At 65.1% G+C, this 18,961-nt stretch carries 17 protein-coding genes; 13 read left to right on the plus strand and 4 right to left on the minus strand.

Going from position 1 to position 18,961, the window contains the following annotated elements; genetic code table 11:
• The coding region (dctP, locus tag HOP59_RS23190; protein ID WP_234255714.1) for a TRAP transporter substrate-binding protein DctP at positions 1–1,057 on the minus strand (1,057 nt) is incomplete at its 3' end.
• 222 nt (positions 1,058–1,279) lie between these two features.
• Between dctP and HOP59_RS23195 the strand changes: the two genes are divergently transcribed.
• The 5 genes from HOP59_RS23195 to HOP59_RS23215 all read left to right on the plus strand — a co-directional run bounded on the left by HOP59_RS23195 (position 1,280) and on the right by HOP59_RS23215 (position 7,960).
• A complete protein-coding gene (locus HOP59_RS23195) occupies positions 1,280–2,314 on the plus strand; it encodes an AraC family transcriptional regulator (RefSeq protein WP_234255715.1) in 1,035 nt (344 codons plus the stop codon).
• Between the two features lie 321 nt (positions 2,315–2,635).
• The gene (locus HOP59_RS23200) at positions 2,636–3,793 is read left to right on the plus strand and encodes an acyl-CoA dehydrogenase family protein (RefSeq protein ID WP_234255716.1); all 1,158 of its coding nucleotides are present in this window, start codon (positions 2,636–2,638) and stop codon (positions 3,791–3,793) included.
• 53 nt (positions 3,794–3,846) lie between these two features.
• Positions 3,847–5,031 (plus strand): beta-ketothiolase BktB, encoded by a 1,185-nt coding sequence (bktB, locus tag HOP59_RS23205; protein WP_234255717.1) that lies wholly within the window; start codon positions 3,847–3,849, stop codon positions 5,029–5,031.
• A gap of 217 nt (positions 5,032–5,248) precedes the next feature.
• The gene (locus HOP59_RS23210) at positions 5,249–6,985 is read left to right on the plus strand and encodes an AMP-binding protein (RefSeq protein WP_010626347.1); all 1,737 of its coding nucleotides are present in this window, start codon (positions 5,249–5,251) and stop codon (positions 6,983–6,985) included.
• Between the two features lie 78 nt (positions 6,986–7,063).
• Positions 7,064–7,960 carry a bile acid:sodium symporter gene (locus tag HOP59_RS23215; RefSeq protein WP_010626346.1) on the plus strand — a complete coding sequence of 299 codons (897 nt, stop codon included), beginning with the start codon at positions 7,064–7,066 and terminating at the stop codon, positions 7,958–7,960.
• 10 nt (positions 7,961–7,970) lie between these two features.
• Here the strand turns inward: HOP59_RS23215 and HOP59_RS23220 are convergent, their stop codons facing one another.
• Positions 7,971–8,987 (minus strand): AraC family transcriptional regulator, encoded by a 1,017-nt coding sequence (locus tag HOP59_RS23220; RefSeq protein WP_234255718.1) that lies wholly within the window; start codon positions 8,985–8,987, stop codon positions 7,971–7,973.
• Between HOP59_RS23220 and HOP59_RS23225 the strand changes: the two genes are divergently transcribed.
• Both HOP59_RS23225 and HOP59_RS23230 read left to right on the plus strand, forming a co-directional pair.
• The gene (locus tag HOP59_RS23225; RefSeq protein ID WP_234255719.1) at positions 8,968–9,378 is read left to right on the plus strand and encodes a nucleotidyltransferase domain-containing protein; all 411 of its coding nucleotides are present in this window, start codon (positions 8,968–8,970) and stop codon (positions 9,376–9,378) included. The two genes, HOP59_RS23220 and HOP59_RS23225, sit on opposite strands and share 20 nt — an antisense overlap.
• A gap of 48 nt (positions 9,379–9,426) precedes the next feature.
• Positions 9,427–10,080 (plus strand): ABC transporter ATP-binding protein, encoded by a 654-nt coding sequence (locus HOP59_RS23230; RefSeq protein ID WP_234255720.1) that lies wholly within the window; start codon positions 9,427–9,429, stop codon positions 10,078–10,080.
• A gap of 8 nt (positions 10,081–10,088) precedes the next feature.
• Here the strand turns inward: HOP59_RS23230 and HOP59_RS23235 are convergent, their stop codons facing one another.
• Positions 10,089–11,204, minus strand: a complete 1,116-nt coding sequence (locus tag HOP59_RS23235) for an SLC13 family permease (protein WP_234255721.1) — start codon at positions 11,202–11,204, stop codon at positions 10,089–10,091.
• A 228-nt stretch (positions 11,205–11,432) separates the two neighbouring features.
• Between HOP59_RS23235 and HOP59_RS23240 the strand changes: the two genes are divergently transcribed.
• The 5 genes from HOP59_RS23240 to HOP59_RS23260 all read left to right on the plus strand — a co-directional run bounded on the left by HOP59_RS23240 (position 11,433) and on the right by HOP59_RS23260 (position 17,405).
• On the plus strand, positions 11,433–13,946 hold the full coding sequence (locus tag HOP59_RS23240; protein WP_234255722.1) for an FtsX-like permease family protein: 2,514 nt from the start codon (positions 11,433–11,435) through the stop codon (positions 13,944–13,946).
• Positions 13,943–15,118 (plus strand): lipocalin-like domain-containing protein, encoded by a 1,176-nt coding sequence (locus HOP59_RS23245; protein ID WP_234255723.1) that lies wholly within the window; start codon positions 13,943–13,945, stop codon positions 15,116–15,118. Before HOP59_RS23240 ends, HOP59_RS23245 begins: the two co-directional genes overlap by 4 nt.
• An 18-nt stretch (positions 15,119–15,136) precedes the next feature.
• A complete protein-coding gene (locus HOP59_RS23250; RefSeq protein ID WP_234255724.1) occupies positions 15,137–16,051 on the plus strand; it encodes a LysR family transcriptional regulator in 915 nt (304 codons plus the stop codon).
• 81 nt (positions 16,052–16,132) lie between these two features.
• Positions 16,133–16,576 (plus strand): DoxX family protein, encoded by a 444-nt coding sequence (locus HOP59_RS23255; RefSeq protein ID WP_234255725.1) that lies wholly within the window; start codon positions 16,133–16,135, stop codon positions 16,574–16,576.
• A 91-nt stretch (positions 16,577–16,667) separates the two neighbouring features.
• The gene (locus HOP59_RS23260) at positions 16,668–17,405 is read left to right on the plus strand and encodes a DODA-type extradiol aromatic ring-opening family dioxygenase (protein ID WP_234255726.1); all 738 of its coding nucleotides are present in this window, start codon (positions 16,668–16,670) and stop codon (positions 17,403–17,405) included.
• Here the strand turns inward: HOP59_RS23260 and HOP59_RS23265 are convergent.
• Positions 17,398–18,237 carry a helix-turn-helix domain-containing protein gene (locus tag HOP59_RS23265; protein WP_010626329.1) on the minus strand — a complete coding sequence of 280 codons (840 nt, stop codon included), beginning with the start codon at positions 18,235–18,237 and terminating at the stop codon, positions 17,398–17,400. The two genes, HOP59_RS23260 and HOP59_RS23265, sit on opposite strands and share 8 nt — an antisense overlap.
• Positions 18,238–18,456: 219 nt before the next feature.
• Here HOP59_RS23265 and HOP59_RS23270 point away from each other — a divergent pair, with 219 nt between their 5' ends.
• On the plus strand, positions 18,457–18,897 hold the full coding sequence (locus tag HOP59_RS23270; RefSeq protein WP_234255727.1) for a hypothetical protein: 441 nt from the start codon (positions 18,457–18,459) through the stop codon (positions 18,895–18,897).
• The last annotated feature ends 64 nt before the right edge of the window (positions 18,898–18,961 follow it).

An 18,961-nucleotide genomic window follows, 5' to 3' on the forward strand; every position in this document is an offset into this window, starting at 1 on the left:
TGCGGCTCATGTTGAACGGCGCGGAGATGTCACGCCAGGTGGCGTAGTGCTCCAGGTAGCCGATCATGGAGTGGTAGACCTTGGCGTGGTCCGGGTGCTCGCAGGCGCCGCGCAGGATCACGTCGTTGGTGACTTGCTGGATATGAGCCAGGTCGGATTCAGAAAAATGGTTGATGGTCACACCGGCGTCGATGAATTTCTGAGTGCCCTCGGTCGACTCCCTTTCCGACCAAGCCAACGACCAGGCCAGGGTGGCATCGGCGGCGATCCTGAGCTTCTCCTGGGTCTCCTCGGAGAGGGCGTCCCAGGCGTCCTGGTTGATCATCACGCCGAACACCGTCGCCGACTGGTGCCAACCCGGCGTGGCCCAGTAGTCGGCCACTTCCGCCAGGCCCACGCTATAGTCGATCCCCGGCGCCGAAAACTCGGCGGCATCGACTACACCACGCTCGATGGCCTGGTAGACCTCACCGCCGGCCAGGGTGACTTGGGAGCCGCCCAGCTGCTCGAGCACGCGGCCCTGGTCGCGTCCGGCGAGACGCAGGCGCTTGCCGTCGAGATCGGCAAGGCTCTCGATGGGCGTGCGGCCCATGAAGCCCGACTCGTTGTTCAACACGCCATACGGCAGGTAAACCAGACCGAACTGACCGTAGATCTCTTCGTAGAGCTCGCGGCCGCCCCACTGCTGAATCCAGTTCAGGTAGTCCACGGCGTTGAACAGCATGGGCGTGGAGGCCAGCGGCGAGAAGGCCGGGTTGCGGCCGGCCCAGTAGCCGGGCCAATCACCGGAGGCTTCGATACTGCCGGTCTCGGTGGCATCGAACACCTCGGTGCCGGGCATCAGGGTACCGCCGGCACGGAAGTCGATTTGCAGCTCGTCGCCGGCGATCTTGTTAACCAGCTCCACCCAGTGGCGGTCGATCTTGATCGCATCGATACTATCCGGCCAGGTGGTAGTCATGGTCCAGTTTTGCTGAGCCTGAGCGGTAGCGCTCAGAGAGACCAGGCTCACGCCGATGGCGAGCCCGGCGAGCATGATGGCGTGCTGGGATTTCATCTTGTTTTCCTTACCTTTCAATCAGCTTGATGCTGTTTTTATAAAAAGAGGCGTTTTCACTCCCGACAACCCAGGCCTGACTGGCGCTCTTTTGGCGACCCCTCATGAATGGCCTCGGGAGCGATGTTGTCTGCAGCTACTCTACAAAGGTATCCTGGGTTCAAGGAAGGTCAGAAACGGTCTTCATGAGGTCTTTTTCGGACATTCATCGAGGCAGCCATCATGCCTGCTTTCCAAGCTAACCTGCTGAACCAGAAGATTTATGCACCTTACAAGATTGCCGCTTTGGTTGATGCCGTGGCGGCACAGGGCATCGCGCCCGAAGTGGTAATGGATGGGCTCGGTCTGGATCGGGAGGCCCTCGCGGACCCGGCCACCCTGGTTTGCATCAAGCAGTACATCGATGCCTGCACCAATGTCATTGAAGCAGGGGCCAACCTTTCCACTCCTTTCGAAACTGCCGCCAGGCTGCATTTGACTGCCTACGGCATGTATGGATATGCCCTGCTCACCAGCCCGACCATTCGTGATTACTTCAATTTCGGCGTGAAATATCACCCCCTGGCGACGCCGACCCTGCATATGACATGGCGGGAATCGGAAGAGTCGGCCATCTTTGCGTTCAAGGAGGCCTACTCGTATATCACTAACATCAACACGAGAAATTTTCTTATCCAGCAACAGATGGGGCAGAACGTCATCCATATTCGTGACGCCGTGGGCCCAAGCCTGACGCCTACGAAAGCCCTGCTTGCCTATTCCGACGCAGGCACACGGGACATTCACGAAAAATATCTTGGCTGCGAGTGCCACTTCGACCAGGAAACGAGTGAAATTCACTACCCGAAGGAAATTCTCGATCAGTCTCCTTTGTTGGGCAATCAGCTCTCCATCAAGCTGCTTCAGGAGACCTGTAACCAACTCCTCGGCCAGACCAAGATGTCGTATGGCATCACGGGGGAAGTCTATCAAGTCTTGATGATGTCACCGAACAGCTTTCCCAGCATGGAAGCCGTCGCCGATTTGCTCTGCATCACCACACGCACCCTGCGCAGAAAGCTGGATGCGGAAATGACCAGCTACAGGGAAATTCTCGATGATGCGCGCTGCACCTTGGCAACCGAGTATCTGCTGGCAACGAAAATGAGTACGGATGATATCGCGGCAAGGCTGGGATTCAGCGACAGCGCAAACTTCAGAAGAGCCTTCAAGCGCTGGACAGGCAAATCGCCGCATCAGTTCAGAAAGAGCGGGTAGTCGGTGCCGCAAGGCGCCGGGTGGCACGTTCTGTCTCCATATGACTAAAACTAAAGTCTAGCCACTCTCTTTTATCCCGATAGATGGCACGAATTGCAAAAAGTGTGGCTCGATGCGTAAACCCAGCGAGTCACTTTCCTCCTACCATGAACGGGCGTACCTGGGGCGAGCAGCCGCTCTTGAGCCAACTCACACCCTTTGCACAAAGGTTCACCAAATTACGCACAGGCTTATCCACAGCCTGTCGCAACGACCCAAAGCCTCTCACAACAACCACAAGGGCAGACGATGACACGCCAAAGCGACACGAGAGCTGACCCTATGAGCGCACCGCAAGACGACCTGACGCCGCTGTTCCACGACACCATCCGCCGCTTTCTCGAGCAGGAAGTGGCACCCCACTACGAAGCGTGGGAAGAAGCCGGCGAGATGCCGCGCTCGCTGTGGCAGCAGCTCGGCGAAGCCGGCCTGCTGGGCATCGATCTGCCGGTGGAACTGGGTGGCAGCGGCGCCGACTTCGCCATTACCCAGCTGGCGCTGGAAGAAATCTCACGGCAGGGCTTCGGCGGGTTGGCCAGCGCCTACAACATTCACGCCAACATCGTCATGCCCTACCTGCTGCACATCGCCACGCCGGCCCAGCGCGAGCGCTGGCTGCCGGCCATGGCCAGCGGCGAGACCATCGGTGCCATTGCCATGACCGAACCCGGTGCGGGCAGCGACCTGGCGGCGATGAAGACCCGGGCCAGCCGTACCGAATCGGGCTGGCGGCTCGACGGCAGCAAGCTGTTCATCACCAACGGCCATGTGGCCAATCTGGTAATCGTCTGCGCCAAGACCGACCCCGCCGCCGGCGCCCGCGGCGTCTCGCTGTTCCTGGTTGATACCACCCTTGCCGGCTTCTCCCGCGGCCAGCCGATCAAGAAGATCGGCCAGCACGCCAGCGATACCGCCGAGCTGTTCTTCGACGACCTGCGCCTGCCGGAAGACGCCCTCCTTGGCGAGGCGGGCGCCGGCTTCGCCTATCTGATGCAGGAGCTGCCCCGCGAACGCCTCGGCGTGGCAGCCCAGGCGCTGGGCGCCATGGAGGGCGCGCTGGCGCTGACCCTCGACTACGTGCGCGAGCGCCGCGCCTTCGGCCGCGCCGTGGCCGAGTTCCAGAACACCCGCTTCACCCTCGCCGAGGTGCGCGCGCAGATCGACATGGGCCGCGCCTACTTCGAACAGTGCGTGGCGAAGTACCGCCAGGGGGAGATGAGCGGTACCGACGCCGCCATTCTCAAGCTCCAGCTCAGCGAGATGCAGTGCCGCACCATCGATGCCTGCCTGCAGTTGTTCGGCGGCTACGGCTATACCCGCGAATACCCGATTTCACGCTTCTACCTGGATGCCCGCGTGCAGACCCTCTACGCCGGCACCTCGGAAATCATGAAGGAAGTGATCGCCCGCTCGCTGCTCGGCAGGAGCGACACGGCCTGACCGCTTGCCCAGGCAATCCAAGAAGGGCAATTCAAGGTACACAGGAGAGTTTCATGCGTCTCGATTCCGTCGTCATTCTCGACAGCGCTCGCACCGCCATCGGCAGCTTCGGCGGCAGTCTGGCCGGGCTCGCTCCCCATGAGCTGGGCACCATCACCGCCCGCGAGGCGCTGGCCCGCGCCGGCATCGAGGCCGGGGCCATCGACCATGCCGTCTACGGCCACATCATCACCACCGGACCGCAGGACGCCTACCTGGCCCGTCATATCGCCCTGGATGCCGGCGTGCCCGAGGGCGCGGCGGCGTTCAACGTCAACCGCCTGTGCGGCTCAGGCGTGCAGGCGATTCTCTCAGCTGCCCAGCAGATCGTGCTCGGCGACAGCCGTCTGGCGCTGGCCGGCGGCGCCGAGTCGATGAGCCGAGGTGCCTACCTGCTGCCGCCCCAGGCTCGCAACGGCCTGCGCATGGGCCACGCCAGCGTCACCGACCTGACCCTGGGCGTGCTCAGCGACCCCTTCGGCAGCGGCCACATGGGCGTGACCGCCGAGAACATCGCTAAACGCTGCGGGCTCGAGCGCGAGGCGATCGACCGCTTCGCCCTGGAAAGCCACCACAAGGCTGCCCGCGCCATCGCCGAGGGCCGCTTCGATGAGCAGATCGTGCCAGTCACGGTGCGCGAGGGGAAAAACGAGCGCCAGTTCTCGCGTGACGAGCACGTGCGCGACGGTGTCACGCTGGAGGATCTCGCCCGACTCAAGCCCGCCTTCGCCAAGGAGGGCGTGGTCACCGCCGGCAACGCCTCGGGCATCAACGACGGCGCCGCCAGCCTGGTGCTGGCCCACGCCGACGAGGCCGAACGCCGCGGTCTTGCGCCACGCGCGCGGCTGGTCTGTGCCAGCACCGCCGGGGTCGAACCCGGGCTGATGGGTCTGGGGCCGATTCCCGCCGTGCGCCGCTGCCTCGACGAGGCAGGGCTCTCCATCGCCGACATTGACGTGATCGAATCCAATGAGGCCTTTGCCGCCCAGGCCATGGCGGTAGCACGCGAGCTCGACTTCCCCGCCGAGCGACTCAACCCCAACGGCGGTGCTGTGGGGCTGGGGCATCCCGTCGGCGCCACCGGCGCGATCCTGACCATCAAGGCGCTGGCCGAACTGGAGCGTACCGGAGGCCGCTATGGGCTGATCACGCTGTGTATCGGCGGCGGCCAGGGCATCGCGCTGTTGCTGGAGAGGTAGGAGGTGTGAGCTGAGAGGGCATCCTTTCCGGTTCCCGAACACTGTGCGATTCTCTATCAGGCTTATAGCCCATATTGCGTTGCAGCACAGATGGTTACTGAAAGAAGTAATAAACTGGAAGAAGCAATAACTTGGAAGAAAGTAATAAGAAAGGTCCTGAGTCGCTGTGTTGGCGTAGCGCTTGCGCAGCAGCCAGGCCCCTCATGAGAGGCCATTCATGTCGAACGTTCAGTATTACGATAACAAACCCTGGATGAGCCATTACCTTGCCGTCCAGCCTGACACCGGTGAAGCCACCGCCAGCCATCACCTTCACGACAACCTGCCGGCGCTCCTTCAGGCGGCCGGGCAGACCTACAGCCAACAGCTCGCCTTCACCACCTGCATGCCCAACGGCATGAACGGCCGCCTGACCTACGCCGAAGTGGAAGAGATGTCGGATGCCTTCGCCGTTTACCTGCGCGAATGTCTCCAATTGGAAGCCGGCGCCCGCGTGGCCGTGCAGATGCCCAACTGCCTGACGCTGCCGGTGGTGGCCTTCGGCATCCTCAAGGCCGGCTGCATCCTGGTGAACGTCAATCCGCTCTACACCAAACGGGAGATGGCACACCAGTTCAACGACAGTGGTGCCCAGGTGCTGGTGATCGTCGACATGTTCGTCGACAAGCTGGAGGCGATCCTCGAGCAGACCGGGATCAAGCAGGTCGTGGTCACCTCCGTAGCCCAGTGGTTCCCGCCCATGGTGAAAGGGGTCTTGCAGTTGGTGCTCAAGTACTGGAACCGGGTGATTCCCAAGCACCGGCTGAGCGTTCACACCATCGATCAGGCCCTGTCAAAGGGGCGCCAGGTGAAAGCCGACACCGGTGTCGATGTCCGCCAGTACTGGCAGCATCTGTCCCGCACGGATACCGCCCTGCTGCAATACACGGGGGGCACCACCGGGGTCAGCAAGGGCGCCGAGCTGACCCACGGCAACCTGATCAGCAACCTGGAGCAGGTCGACTCGGTGGCCGGCAGTCACATCGAGCCGGGCAAGGAGTGCATCCTGACGGCGCTGCCGATCTACCACATCTTCGCCTTCACCGTTAACCTGCTGGCCTTCTACCACAAGGGGGCGCACAACGTTCTGGTGCCCAGCCCACGCCCGATTCAGAACTGCCAGCGCGCCTTCGACAATTACGACATCTCCTGGATCTCGGGAGTCAACACCCTCTACAACGCCCTGCTGAACGAGGAGTGGTTCACCGTCTATCCGCCCCGCTCCATGAAGGTGGCACTGGCCGGCGGCACCTCTCTGCACAAGTCGGTGGCCGAACGCTGGCGCAACGTGGTGGGCAGCCCCATCACCGAGGGCTACGGCCTGACGGAAACCTCCCCCGTGATCTGCTTCAACCCCATCGGCAAGGAGCTCACCGACTCCATCGGCATTCCCGCGCCGGAAACCGACGTGCGCATCGTCGACGATCAGGGCGAGCCGGTGGCGGTGGGTGAGCCGGGCGAAATCATCGTGCGCGGGCCGCAGGTGATGAAGGGCTACTGGAACCGCCCTGAGGAGACCGCCAACGCCCTCAAGGACGGCTGGTTCTACACCGGCGATATCGCCGTGATGAGCGAAGACGGCCACTTCCGTATCGTCGACCGCAAGAAGGACATGATTCTGGTCAGCGGCTTCAACGTCTACCCCAATGAGGTCGAGGACTGCATCGCCCGCATCCCCCAGGTGCAGGAGTCGGCGGTGATCGGCGTTGCCGACGCCCAGTCCGGAGAGGCCGTGCATGCCTATGTGGTGCTGCGCGAAGAGGGCATCAGCGAGAAGGATGTCATCGCCCACTGCAAGCAGGAGCTGGCCGGCTACAAGGTGCCGAAAAAGGTGGTGTTCTGGGACGAACTGCCCAAGACCCCCGTCGGCAAGGTACTGCGCAAGGAAGTGCGAACCGCAGCCACAGGCGGTTGACCTCATTGACCGCGTACCGGGTTCGATAACAACGACTCAATAACCATTCAATAACAACGAGACGCTGGAGCATAACGAATGCTGAGCCCATTGGAAGAGACCCTGCTCTCCCTCATGATGGTGATCATCATGTTCGGCATGGGGTCGTCGCTGACCTTCAAGGACTTCAGGCTGGCCATGCGCCACCCGCAGGCCGTCGGTGTGGGGTTCGCCTCGCAGTACATGCTGATGCCGCTGATCGCCTTCCTGCTGTCGCGGGTGCTGAACCTGACCCCAGAGCAAACGGTGGGCCTGATACTGGTGGGCTGTATGCCCGGCGGCACCACCTCCAACATCTTCGCCTACTTCTCGAAAAGCCTGCTCAGCCTGAGCATCATGATGACCATCTGCTCCACCCTGGCCGGTTTCATCATGGTGCCGCTGCTGATGGAGCTCTACACCCAGGGCATCGACGACGCCTTCCGCATTCCGCCGGATCAGATCGCCCGGCTGCTCTTCGTGCTGCTGATCCCCACCCTGATCGGCATGTGGCTGCGGCGCAGGAACTCCAACGTCGGCGCCGTCATCGAGCTGATGGGGGGCATCCTCGGCGCCATCGTCATCCTCTTCCTGGTGGTCACCTGGGTGCCCAGGAACTGGCGCCTGCTGGTCGAGACCGGCTGGGAGGTCTATGCCGCGGTCATCCTGATCGGTCTGATCGGCTTCGCCTTCGGCTACCTGTTCTCCCGCTCGCTGCGGCTGAATCCGCAGAAGGCCAGAACGGTGTCGCTGGAAACCGGCATTCAGAACGGTCCGTTGGCGGCGCTGATCGTGATCATGACCTTCGCCGACGAAACCCAGCAGCTGATCCTGCTGATTCCGGTGATGTACTCGCTGTTCATCGTCATCAACTCCACCATCGCCACGCTCTTCTATCGCCGCATGACCCGGCGCGAGGAGCTGGCACGGGACCAGGCCAAAGTCGAGCCGGCCTGACGGCGCAAGTTCAGGCGCTCTGGGGCAGCCTTGTACTCGCCCGCCGGTAGGCGGCGGGCGAGTTGCCCGTCCAGCCCTTGAAGGCGCGGCTGAAGCAGGCCAGGTCCTGAAAACCCAGCTCGTCGGCGATGGCCAGCAGCGGCCGCTCGCTGCGGGTCAGGGCCTGGATGGCGAAGTCGCGCCGAAACTCGTCCTTCACTGCCTGGAAGTGGGTGCCTTCGGCGGCCAGCCGCCGCGACAGCGTACGCACCGACATGTGCAGCGCCCGGGCCACGTCATGCACCGAGCCCGAGGTGGCGAGATGGCGCGCCAGGTGCTCGCGCACCCGATGCGACACCACGCGATCCTCGAAGGAGACGTAGAACCAGTCGGCCGGTGCCCGGCGCAGGAAGGCGCCCAGGTGCTTCTTGGTCTGGCGGATCGGCAGCTCGAGCAGGGCGGCGTCGAAGTAGATGGCGGTCTGCTCGCGCTCGAAGCTCACCTTGCCCGGATAGAAGTAGAGATAGTCGGCGCTGTGGGGCGGCTGGGCGTAGGCGCACTCCATCATCACCGGCGGGATCTTGCTTGCGATCAGCCACGAACAGATACCGTGGAACAGCTTGAGCATCAGCTCGTGCACCAGGATACGGCTGCCTGTCGGCGGCCGATGTTCCACCAGCGCCACCCGCGCCAGCCCGTCCTCGACGCGATACTCATAGCCGAAGTCGTCCAGCACGATGCGGAAGAACAGCGTGTAGCGATGCAGCGCCACCTTCAGCGTGGGCGCCTCCAGCACGCTCAGGCACAGCAGCTTGAGCGTACCGCTGCGCAGCGGCCGGGCGAAGAAACCCGGTGTCTCGTCGTCGCAGGCGTTGACCAGTAGCCGGTAGAGCGTGGCGAACTGCTCCACCGTCACCCGTCCGTGGGGCGCGCTGAGCAGGAACGGCGAGATGCCCGCGCGAACGAGATAGCCTTCGCGGGCAGCCTCGCTTTCGGGCACCCCGAGGAACAGCTCGTTGACGAAATGCATGGATACCGTGACGGTCAAGACTGGCTCACCTGCAAGCGTGATATCGCGTAATGATGCTAGACTCATCATGCCATTGATGGAGCACACCGCAATGCGCCTGACACATGAACAGGTTCATATCATCCTGACGACTGTCCACGATATTGTCGGTGGCGACGTCGAAGTGCGGTTGTTCGGCTCTCGCCTGGACGACAATCGCAAAGGCGGCGATCTCGATCTTCTGCTCATCTCGTCGACTCCGCTGCCACGCCTTTCCCTGGCCGAAATCAAGTGCAAGCTCGAAGAGAGGCTTTACCTGCCTGTGGATATTTTGGCTTACTCGCGGGACAAGAAGCCTTCGCCTTTCCAGGCCATTGCCCTTATTCAGGGCCAAACAATTTCTGGTCAATTCGAACGCATCTTCGCCTGAGCCGTCCGCTTGTGGGACGATGAGCCTTTACTCAAGGAAGGCCCGGCCATGCTCGAATTTCGCCAGGTTCACAAGACCTACGCCACGCCCCAGGGGCCGCTTGCGGTGCTGGAGGGCGTGGACCTCGAGCTGCGCGGCGGCGAGAGCCTGGCGCTGATGGGCGAGTCCGGCAGCGGCAAGTCGACCCTACTGCACCTGGCGGCGGGTCTCGATCTGCCGGACAGCGGCGAGGTGCTCCTTGCCGACCGCTCGATCTCCGCGCTGGACGAACCGGCCCGCGCCCGTCTGCGTCGCGATACCCTGGGCCTGGTATTCCAGCAGTTCCACCTGGTGCCGAGCCTGAACGTGCTTGACAACCTGCGCCTGCAGGCGCGGCTGGCTGGGCGTGAAACGCCCGAGTGGTCGGCACATCTGATGCAGCGACTGGGACTTGCCGGCCTGGAACGGCGCTACCCCGAGCAGCTCTCCGGCGGCCAGCAGCAGCGTCTGGCCATCGGCCGGGCGCTGGCGCCACGCCCCGCCCTGCTACTGGCCGACGAGCCCACCGGCAACCTCGACGAGACCACCGCCGGCGAAGTGCTGGCCCTGCTGCTGGAACTGGTGCGCGAGGCCGGCAGCGCCCTGCTGATGGTGACTCACAGCGCCCAGGTGGCGGCGCCGCTGGACCGCTGCCTACGCCTCACCCACGGCCGGCTGGGCTGACGGACTTCTCAACCGAGCACGGCTGACAACAAGAAAGCTCCCAACAGGCTGACCAGCAGCATCGGTATCGACCAGGCGTGGAAGGCCACCCAGAGCCCCTGCTGGCGGCTGAGTCGCAGGGCGATCAGATTGGCAAGCGAGCCGATGGCAAGACCGAAGCCGCCAACGTTGACGCCCCAGGCCAGCCAGTACCACTGCTCGGAGAAGGGTGCCAGGAAGATGGCCGCCGGCACGTTGGAGATCAGCTGCGAGAGCAGCGCCGCCCCGGTGACCTCACCGCCGGGCAGGGCAATGAGTCCATCAGCCACCTTCATCATGAAGGGCAGTTGGGCGAGCAGGCCCAGGTCGATGAACATCAGGATGAAGATGGCCAGGATCAGCCAGTCCACTCCCAGCAGCACCCGACGCCAGCAAAGCAGGAACAGTGCCAGCACCCCGGCAAGCGCCGGCAACGTCAGCCCGAACTCCACCAGCAACAGAAACACTGGGTAGCAGAGCAGCGAGACGCGAAACAGCCGGGAGTGAATGTAGGTGCGCGTCATGTCCAGATTTACGTCCACTCGACGGCCGGCAAAGGCGACGGCGGTCAGCAGCAGCAGGACCCCGAGCATCCAGCCGGCGATGGGCAGCATGGCCACGAGGAAGGTAATGAAGCTGTCGCCCGACAGCTGCCACAGAAAGAGATTCTGCGGATTACCGATGGGGCTGACCGCCGAGCCGGCGTTCACCGCCAGCGCTTCGAAGATGATCAGGCGACCGATGGGCAGCCGCGCCATGTTGCCGAGGCTGACGGTCAACGGCACGACGATGAAGAGCGCCACGTCGTTGGTGATCACGGCGGACAGCAGTGCCGCAAAGAGCACCATGGCCAGGGCCAGCCGGCGTTCGCTGTGCATGTGCACCAGCAGCCAACGCCCGGCCTGCGCTAGCGCGCCGCTGTCTTCCAGCCCGCGGCTCAGCACCATCAGACCGGCCAGGATGGCGATGGTATGCCACTCGACCAGTTGGGGCAGCAGGCGCCACTTCTCCGGCATCATGGCGATCAAGGCCAGAAACGCCAGCACCAATGCCAGCAGCATCAGGTCCTCGGAAAGGCGGGAGTATACGTAACGCAGCAGTCTCAAGGTTCAACCCGGCCACTGTCATCGATCATGAGACTAGAGGGCAATGCGAGGATGCAGTCAGCCGCGCAACCAGCCATGATGGTCATGGTAGAAGCTCTCGATAGAATAGGCGGGGCAAGGGCTGGCCATGGATGATCCCAGATGATTAAGGCTGTGATAATTGTTTTCACTCTATTGTGGCACCAGCCGCGAATCAAGGTCGTGTCTCACAGCGAAAACGGCGTTTGAATGCTGACTGCCCTTGCCACCCTGCTCTCTCACTACAAGCGCCACCCCGGCCAGCTCGCCATGCTGCTGCTCGGGCTGTGGGTCGCCAGCGCCCTGTGGAGCGGCGTGCAGGCGATCAACGCCTCGGCCCGCGACAGCTACGCCCGCGCCGAAGCGCTGTTCACCACCGGGCTCGACCGCCTGGAACGCCGCGACGGCGAGCCGCTGACCCGCGACGACTACCTGCGCCTGCGCCGCGCCGGCCTGCCCGTCTCGCCGCTGCTGGAAGGCACCATCGAAGCCCCCGACGGCACCCGGCTGACGGTGATCGGCATCGAGCCCTTCACCCTGCCCGGCGACAGCGACTTCGCCGCGGCAGGCTCAGCCGGAGAGCTCACCGACTTTCTCACCCCGCCGTGGCAGACCCGTGTCGCCCCGGATACCCTGCCGGCGCTGGGCCTGAGCCACCGCGAGGCCCCCGGCGCCGAGCCGCGTCTGGCCGAGGCCCAGTTGCCGCCGCTGACTCTGGCCCCTATGCTGCCGCCCGATACCCTGGTGATGGACATCGCCGCCGCCGCGGCGCTGCTGGGCAGCGGCGAGCGCATCACCCGTCTGGTCGCCGCCCCCGAGGCGCTCGAACGGTCTCCGGAAGGGCTGGTACTGACCCGAGCGGCCACGCTGGTCTCGCCCGGCCAGCTGACCGAGAGCTTCCACCTCAATCTCACCGCCATGGCGCTGCTGGCCCTGGCGGTGGGGCTGTTCATCGTGCAGGCGGCGCTGGGCCTGGCTCTGGAGCAGCGCCTGGGGCTACTGCGTACGCTGCGGGCGCTGGGTGTGTCGGGGCGCGGGCTGGTCGGCCTGCTCGCCCTGGAGCTGTTGCTGCTGGGCATCATCGGCGCCCTGGCCGGCATCGTCAGCGGCGTATGGCTGGCCCGGGTGCTGCAGCCCGACGTGGCGGCCACCCTGGGCAGCCTGTACAGGGCCGACGTGGCGGTTGCCCTCAACCTGCCTTGGCACTACTGGCTCGGCGGGCTCGCCGTGACCCTGGGCGGGCTGCTGCTGGCCGGCAGCGGCGTGCTGTGGCGAGCGGCCCGCTTGAGCGTGCTGGGGCTGGGTCAGGCCCAGGCCTGGCATGCCGGCTTTCATCGCCAGCTACGATTCATGGGCATGGCGGGTGGCATCGTGGCCTTAGTTGGCTTGGCCCTCTGGGCGTGGCTCTCCTACCAGCCGCCGGGCGAGGGGCTGCTGGCCGGCTTCGGCCTGGTCGCCGCGCTGCTGCTGGCCAGCGCGCTGTGGCTGCCGCCCCTGATCGCCCTGCTGCTGGCCGGGCTCGGCCGCCTGCTGCGCCGACGCCCCCTGGCCCAGTGGGCACTGGCCGATCTGCAGCTGCAGCTGCCGCGACTGGCGCTGGCGATGATGGCGCTGCTGATCGCGCTCTCCGCCAACCTGGGCGTGAGCAGCATGGTCGGCGGCTTTCGCCTGACCTTTCTCGACTGGCTCGACCAGCGCCTGGTGGCGGACTTCTACCTGCGCCCGCCCGCCGAGCAGCACGACGACATCCACGCCTGGCTGGCCGAGCACAGTGAGGTCGCCGAGCTGCTGCCTACCCGTCGCAGCGAGGCCACGCTGGTTGCCGTGGAACGGGGCGGAGATGCGCACAATGGAGACGAACGCGAACGGGCCCTGCCGGTAGGCGTCTACGGCATCACCCCCGGCACGACACTGCTGCCGAGCTGGCCGTTGCTGGCGACCGAGGCCGGCCGCGATGCCGCCTGGCAGGCCTTCGCCGCGGGCAAGGCGGCCTTCGTCAACGAGCAGCTCGCCATTTCCGAGGGGCTCGCCCCGGGCGACCGCATCACCCTGACGGCGCCCGGAGGAGAAGCGATGCTGCCGGTGGCCGCCGTCTACCCCGACTACGGCAATACCCGCGGCGAGGTGCTGCTGGCCACGCCGGAGCTTGTCAGCCGCTTCGCCGCCCCGCCGGGCTCCATCGGCATCGTGCTGGCCCCGGGCGGCGATGAAGCCGCGCTGAGAGGAGGCTTGCGCCAGCACTTCGCCATCGGCGGCGACGAACTGGTGGACCAGCGCGAGGTGAAGCGCATCGCCACCGGCATCTTCAAGCGCACCTTCACCATCACCCGGGCGCTCTCCGCCTTGACGCTGGGTGTGGCCGCCCTGGCGCTGCTGGCGAGCCTGCTGGCCCAGGCCCGGGAACGCCGCCGTCAGCTGGCGCCACTGTGGGCGCTGGGCGTTCCGCGCCAGCGGCTGGTAACGGTGCAACTGGCCCAGCTCGGCGGCTCGGCCTTCGTGGTCGGCGCCCTGGCGCTGCCGCTGGGCACGCTGCTGGCACTGGGGCTGGTGGCGGTGATCAATGTGGCAGCCTTCGGCTGGCGCCTGCCGCTGTACGTATTCCCCGCAGAAATGGCGCTTACGCTAGCCACCGCAGTGGGCGTAGCGCTGGTCGCTGCCGCCGTGCCGGCCACCAAACTGCGGCGCACGCCGCCACGCGCATTGCTGGCAGAGGACTCGACATGAAGCGCAGCGTCGCATTGATCACGCTACTGGCCATGTTCACGCTCGCGGGCTGCGCCGAAGAGCCGCCGCCCAACGAGACCGCCGGCTTTGCCGGGCTGGGTCAGGAGGCCGGCGACTTCGCCCAGGCTCACGACGGCATCCGCCTGAGTTTCCCCGAGGACCACGCCGCCCACCCGGACTACCGCATCGAGTGGTGGTACCTCACCGCCAACCTCGAGGACGAGGACGGCGAGCCGCTGGGCCTGCAGTGGACCCTGTTCCGCCAGGCGCTGACTGAACCCAAAGAGCCGCCACCGAACGAGCGCCCCGAGCCCGGCCCCTGGGCCGCCGACCAGCTGTGGATGGCGCACATGGCGGTTTCCCGCGGCGAGACCCACCGGGTGGCGGAACGCTTCGCCCGCAGCCACTCACAGGATGAGAGCGGTCAAGCAGGTGCAGTGGCCGAGCCCTTCCGCGCCTGGATCGATCACTGGCAGCTGGTCAGTCGCGTCGATACCTCAGACGAGCCGGGCGACACCTTCGCCGAGCTCACGCTGGCAGCCCACCAGGACGACGAGCACGGCGGCTTCGGCTACGACCTGACCCTCGTCGCCGAGGGGCCGCTGGTGCTGCACGGCACGGAAGGCTTCAGCCAGAAATCTGCCGACGGCCAGGGTTCCATGTACTACAGCCAGCCGTTCTGGCGCGTGGAAGGCGAGGTCACCCTGGACGGCGAGACCCGCGCCGTGAGCGGACGCGGCTGGCTCGACCGCGAGTGGAGCAGCCAGCTGCTGGGCCCCGAGCAGCAGGGTTGGGACTGGTTCTCGCTGCACCTGGCGAGCGGCCACAAGCTGATGGCCTTCCAACTGCGCGGGGGCGGCGCCGACGGCAGCGATTACCGTTCGGGCACCTGGATCAGCCCCGAGGGCGAGCCCACCGCGCTGGCCCCGGACGAGATCGCCATGACACCGCTGACCACCCGGCGCGTGGCAGGGCGCGAAGTGCCGACCCGCTGGCACCTGGAGATTCCCCGCGCCGAACTCGACCTGATCGTCGAGGCGCCCCACGCCGAGCGCTGGATGGAGACCAGCGTGGCCTACTGGGAAGGCGAAGTGATCGCCCGGGATGCCGCCAGCGGCGAAGATGGGGGTGATGAGAGAGGCATCGGGTATCTGGAAATGACCGGCTATTGAGGTGCGCGAGGAGAGACCATGAACCTGCTGGATGCCATGACCGCCTTCGTGCGGGTCGCCGAACTCGGCAGCTACACCCGCGCGGCGGAAACGCTGAACCTGTCGCGTACGCGCATCTCGCGCCTGATCATGGAGCTCGAGAGCCACCTGGGCGTGCGCCTGCTGCAGCGTACCACCCGGCGGCTGCACCTCACCGAGGCCGGCGAGAGCTACCTGGCCAGCGCCCAGGGCATTCTGCAAGCGCTGGAAGAGGCCGAAGCCGAGTTGGGTGCCGGCAGCACCGAGGTGTGCGGCCGGCTGCGGGTCAACGGTCCGATGTCCTTCGGCATGCGTTTTCTCTCGCCGCTGATCGCGCGCTTCATGGTTGAACATCCCGCCCTGGAGGTACGCCTCGACCTCAACGACCGCCGCGTGGATCTGCTGGAAGAGGGCTACGATCTGGCCATCCGCATCGGCAGCCTGCCCGACTCCACTCTGGTGGCGCGGCGCCTGGCGCGCTGCCGCCTGGTGCCCTGCGCCTCGCCCGAGTATCTGGCCCGCTACGGCGAACCACAAACTCTCAAGGAGCTGACCGAGCACCGCTGCCTGCGCTATCGCACCACCGGCGGCAGCGAATGGCAGTTCGGCGGGAAGCGCCTCACGGTTCACGGGCCACTGGAGAGCAACAACGGCGATGTGTTGACCCATGCCGCCGAGGCCGGGCTGGGCATCGCCCACCAGCCGAGCTTTCTGATCACCGAGAGCATCCGCCAGGGACGACTGGTACCGCTGCTGCAAAACGAGGAGCCGGTCACCCTGGGGATCTACGGCGTCTTCCCGGCACGCCGCCACCTGCCGGCCAAGGTCGAGCGGCTGCTCGACTATCTTGCCGAGGCCTGGGGCGACCCGCCCGAATGGGAGCGGGAGATGGGATTGTCGCCTATTGCGCAATAAAGTTGTTCGCCATAGAGTGATTATCCCGAGCAAAGCGCAGCGTAAAGTGAAGGCATCCCTGACAACAACGGAGTCCTTCCCATGCAAACCACCACTATCCCGCTTGCCGCTTCACCGGCTCAAGCTCAAGCCCAGTCTCAAAACCAGGCCCATGCCACTGCCCTGCTGCGCGTGTCGCTCGGCATCATGGCCCTGGCCCACGGCCTGCTCAAGGTGTTCGTCTTCACCGTGCCCGGCACCGTCGGCTACTTCGAGTCGCTCGGTCTGCCCGCCTTCATCGCCTACCTGACCATCCTGGCCGAAGTCGGTGGTGGTCTGGCGCTGGTGCTCGGTATCTATACCCGCTGGGTGAGCCTGGCCCTGGTACCCATCCTGCTCGGTGCCGCCTGGGCGCATATCGGCAATGGCTGGGTCTTCTCCAACCCGGGCGGCGGCTGGGAATTCCCGGTATTCTGGGCCGTCGCCCTGCTGGTCCAGGCCGGCCTTGGCAGCGGTAGCCTGGTCGTCAGCCGCCGCTTCGCCTGACCTCTCTGCCTGCTAGCCCTCTGCCTGGCGTCGCCCCGCGGCGCCAGGCATCGAGGAGCTTTTTCAAGGCGCTTTTTCAAGGAGCTATGCCATGTTGCCCAGCCTGTTCATTTCCCACGGCTCGCCCATGCTGGCCCTCACCCCGGGGCCGGCCCACGACTTCCTACGTGAGTTCGGTGCCGGGCTTTCGCCCAAGGCCATCGTGGTGGTCTCGGCCCACTGGGCCAGCGAGCGCCTGCTGGTGAGCGTCAGCCAGCGACCCGAGACCATCCACGACTTCGGCGGTTTTCCCCGCGAGCTCTACGAGTGCCAGTACCCGGCGCCGGGCGCCCCCGAGCTGGCCCTGCGCCTGGCGCGCACGCTCAACGCCGTACCGGTTGAGCGGGGCCTGGATCACGGCGCCTGGGTGCCGCTGTCGCTGATGTTTCCCGCCGCCGAGGTGCCGGTGGTGTCGTTGTCGCTGCCGGTGAGCTGGTCGAATCAGGCGCTGATCGATATCGGCACAACACTGGCAGTGTTGCGTGAAGAGGGCGTACTGGTGGTCGGCTCAGGCAGCCTGACCCACAACCTCAGCGAGATGCAGGTACAGGGCGCACCGACGCCGGCCTGGGTTGGCGAGTTCACCGATTGGGTACACGACAAGCTGACCGGCGGAGAACGCGACGCACTGCTGGCGTGGGAAACCGCGCCTCAGGCCCGCCGCAACCACCCCACACCGGAGCACTTCCAGCCGCTGCTGGTGGCGCTGGGCGCCGGCGGCGAGGCCAGTCGCCTGCACCACAGCGTGGAGCATGGGGTGCTGGCCATGGATGTCTACGCTTTCAGCTAGCTTCAGGCGCGACCTGAAATTCGCCCTGATGGCGCGCCCGGAAATGCTGCTCCCCCGGCGCCACATCGTTGCGCACCGCCGCCAGCAGTGCGGCGTCCAGGCTGGGGTCGTCGAGCGAAAGCAGACCGCACTGCGACAGTGCCCGACGCAGTCCCACCTGCTCATCGATGCGTTCGAACATCACCCGCACGCAGCAAGGCATGCGCTCGCTGTTGTCCGCCACGCCGAGCCTGAGCCCGGTCAGCCGTGTCACCTGGCTCTGGAAGGTCGGAAACAGGATGGTATGCGTGACTTCGTAGCCATTGAGGGTTTCATGATCGGTCAGGAAGATGCGGTCGGCGAGTTTGACCGCGACCCCCGTATAGCGATTGTGGCAAGGTCGAGCCTGATTCGCCCCCTGCATGCGTTCGGTACGCTGGTAGACGATGCCGCTCTCCCGCTCCTCCAGACATACCAGCGTGCGAATGATGTGCCCGGGCTGGGCCATCGAGTGGTAGTACTCGAAGTAGCGCCCCAGATAGCGGGACATGCCCTCACGCCCACGCTGCAGTAAGGCGTCCGGCCACTCGACTCCCCCCTGGCGTGTCGACTCGGTCGGCAGCCTCCCCGCCTGCACCAGAGAAACGAAGTTTTCGTGCGGCAGGTAGAGCTCATGCTCTTCCACACCAAAGAACGCACACAGACGACGCATGGCGGCATGCCGAGGCCGATAGCGTCCGCTCAGATAGCGGTTGAACTGGGCGCGATTGATATCCAGCCGACGGCATACCTCGGCAATGGAAGGGTAATAGCTGCACAACAGCCTGAGGTTGGCGACGAAGTCGTCGTGCATGTGGGCTCCCGGTGCGCCAGACGGGATGGTGCACTCTGGCGCACTTACTTTCGCAGAAAGTGCACTAGAGTGCAACGTAGCGCCAAATCCCACCACAGCTCACAGTTGTTTCAATCGACAGTCGTTGCAATCGATACATGGCTTTTACGGCTTTCCAACCTCCCGTTACCGAATCGGCGCTCAAACAACAACATGTCCGAGAATCCCATATCGTTACGCATGAATTTCTGGTCCGGCCTGGGCGTCGCCGCCCTCGCGGTGCTGCTGCTCACCTGGGTCGTGCCCACCTACGGCGGCCGCGGCTTCGCCGTCGGCATGCATCCCCGTACCCTGGCCACTCTCGGCGCCTGGGTCATGCTGGTCTGCGCCCTGGCCCTGGCGCTGCTCAGCGCCATCGCGCTGCTGCGCCGGCGCCTGCCGTTCTTCCGCCTGCCCGAGCTGGGGCATCTGTGGCATCAGACCTGGCCGTTTCTCTTCGTGCTGGGCTTCATCGTGCTGGTGGATCGCTTTCCGCTGACCTGGGTGGCGCCGTTCATGATCGGTTCGCTGCTGCTGTTGCTGGGCGAGCGCCGCTGGCATGTGGTGCTGCTGACGGCGGTGATCCCCGCCCTCGGGCTGTATGGGCTGACGGCGCATCTGATGCGCATCGGGGTGGTGTGAGATGATCGGGTTCGAGGCCATTCTGTCGTCCTTCGCCGCGGCGCTGCACTATGAGTCGATCGCG

The organism is Billgrantia aerodenitrificans (assembly GCF_021404405.1).
Classification (GTDB): Bacteria; Pseudomonadota; Gammaproteobacteria; order Pseudomonadales; family Halomonadaceae; genus Halomonas; species Halomonas aerodenitrificans.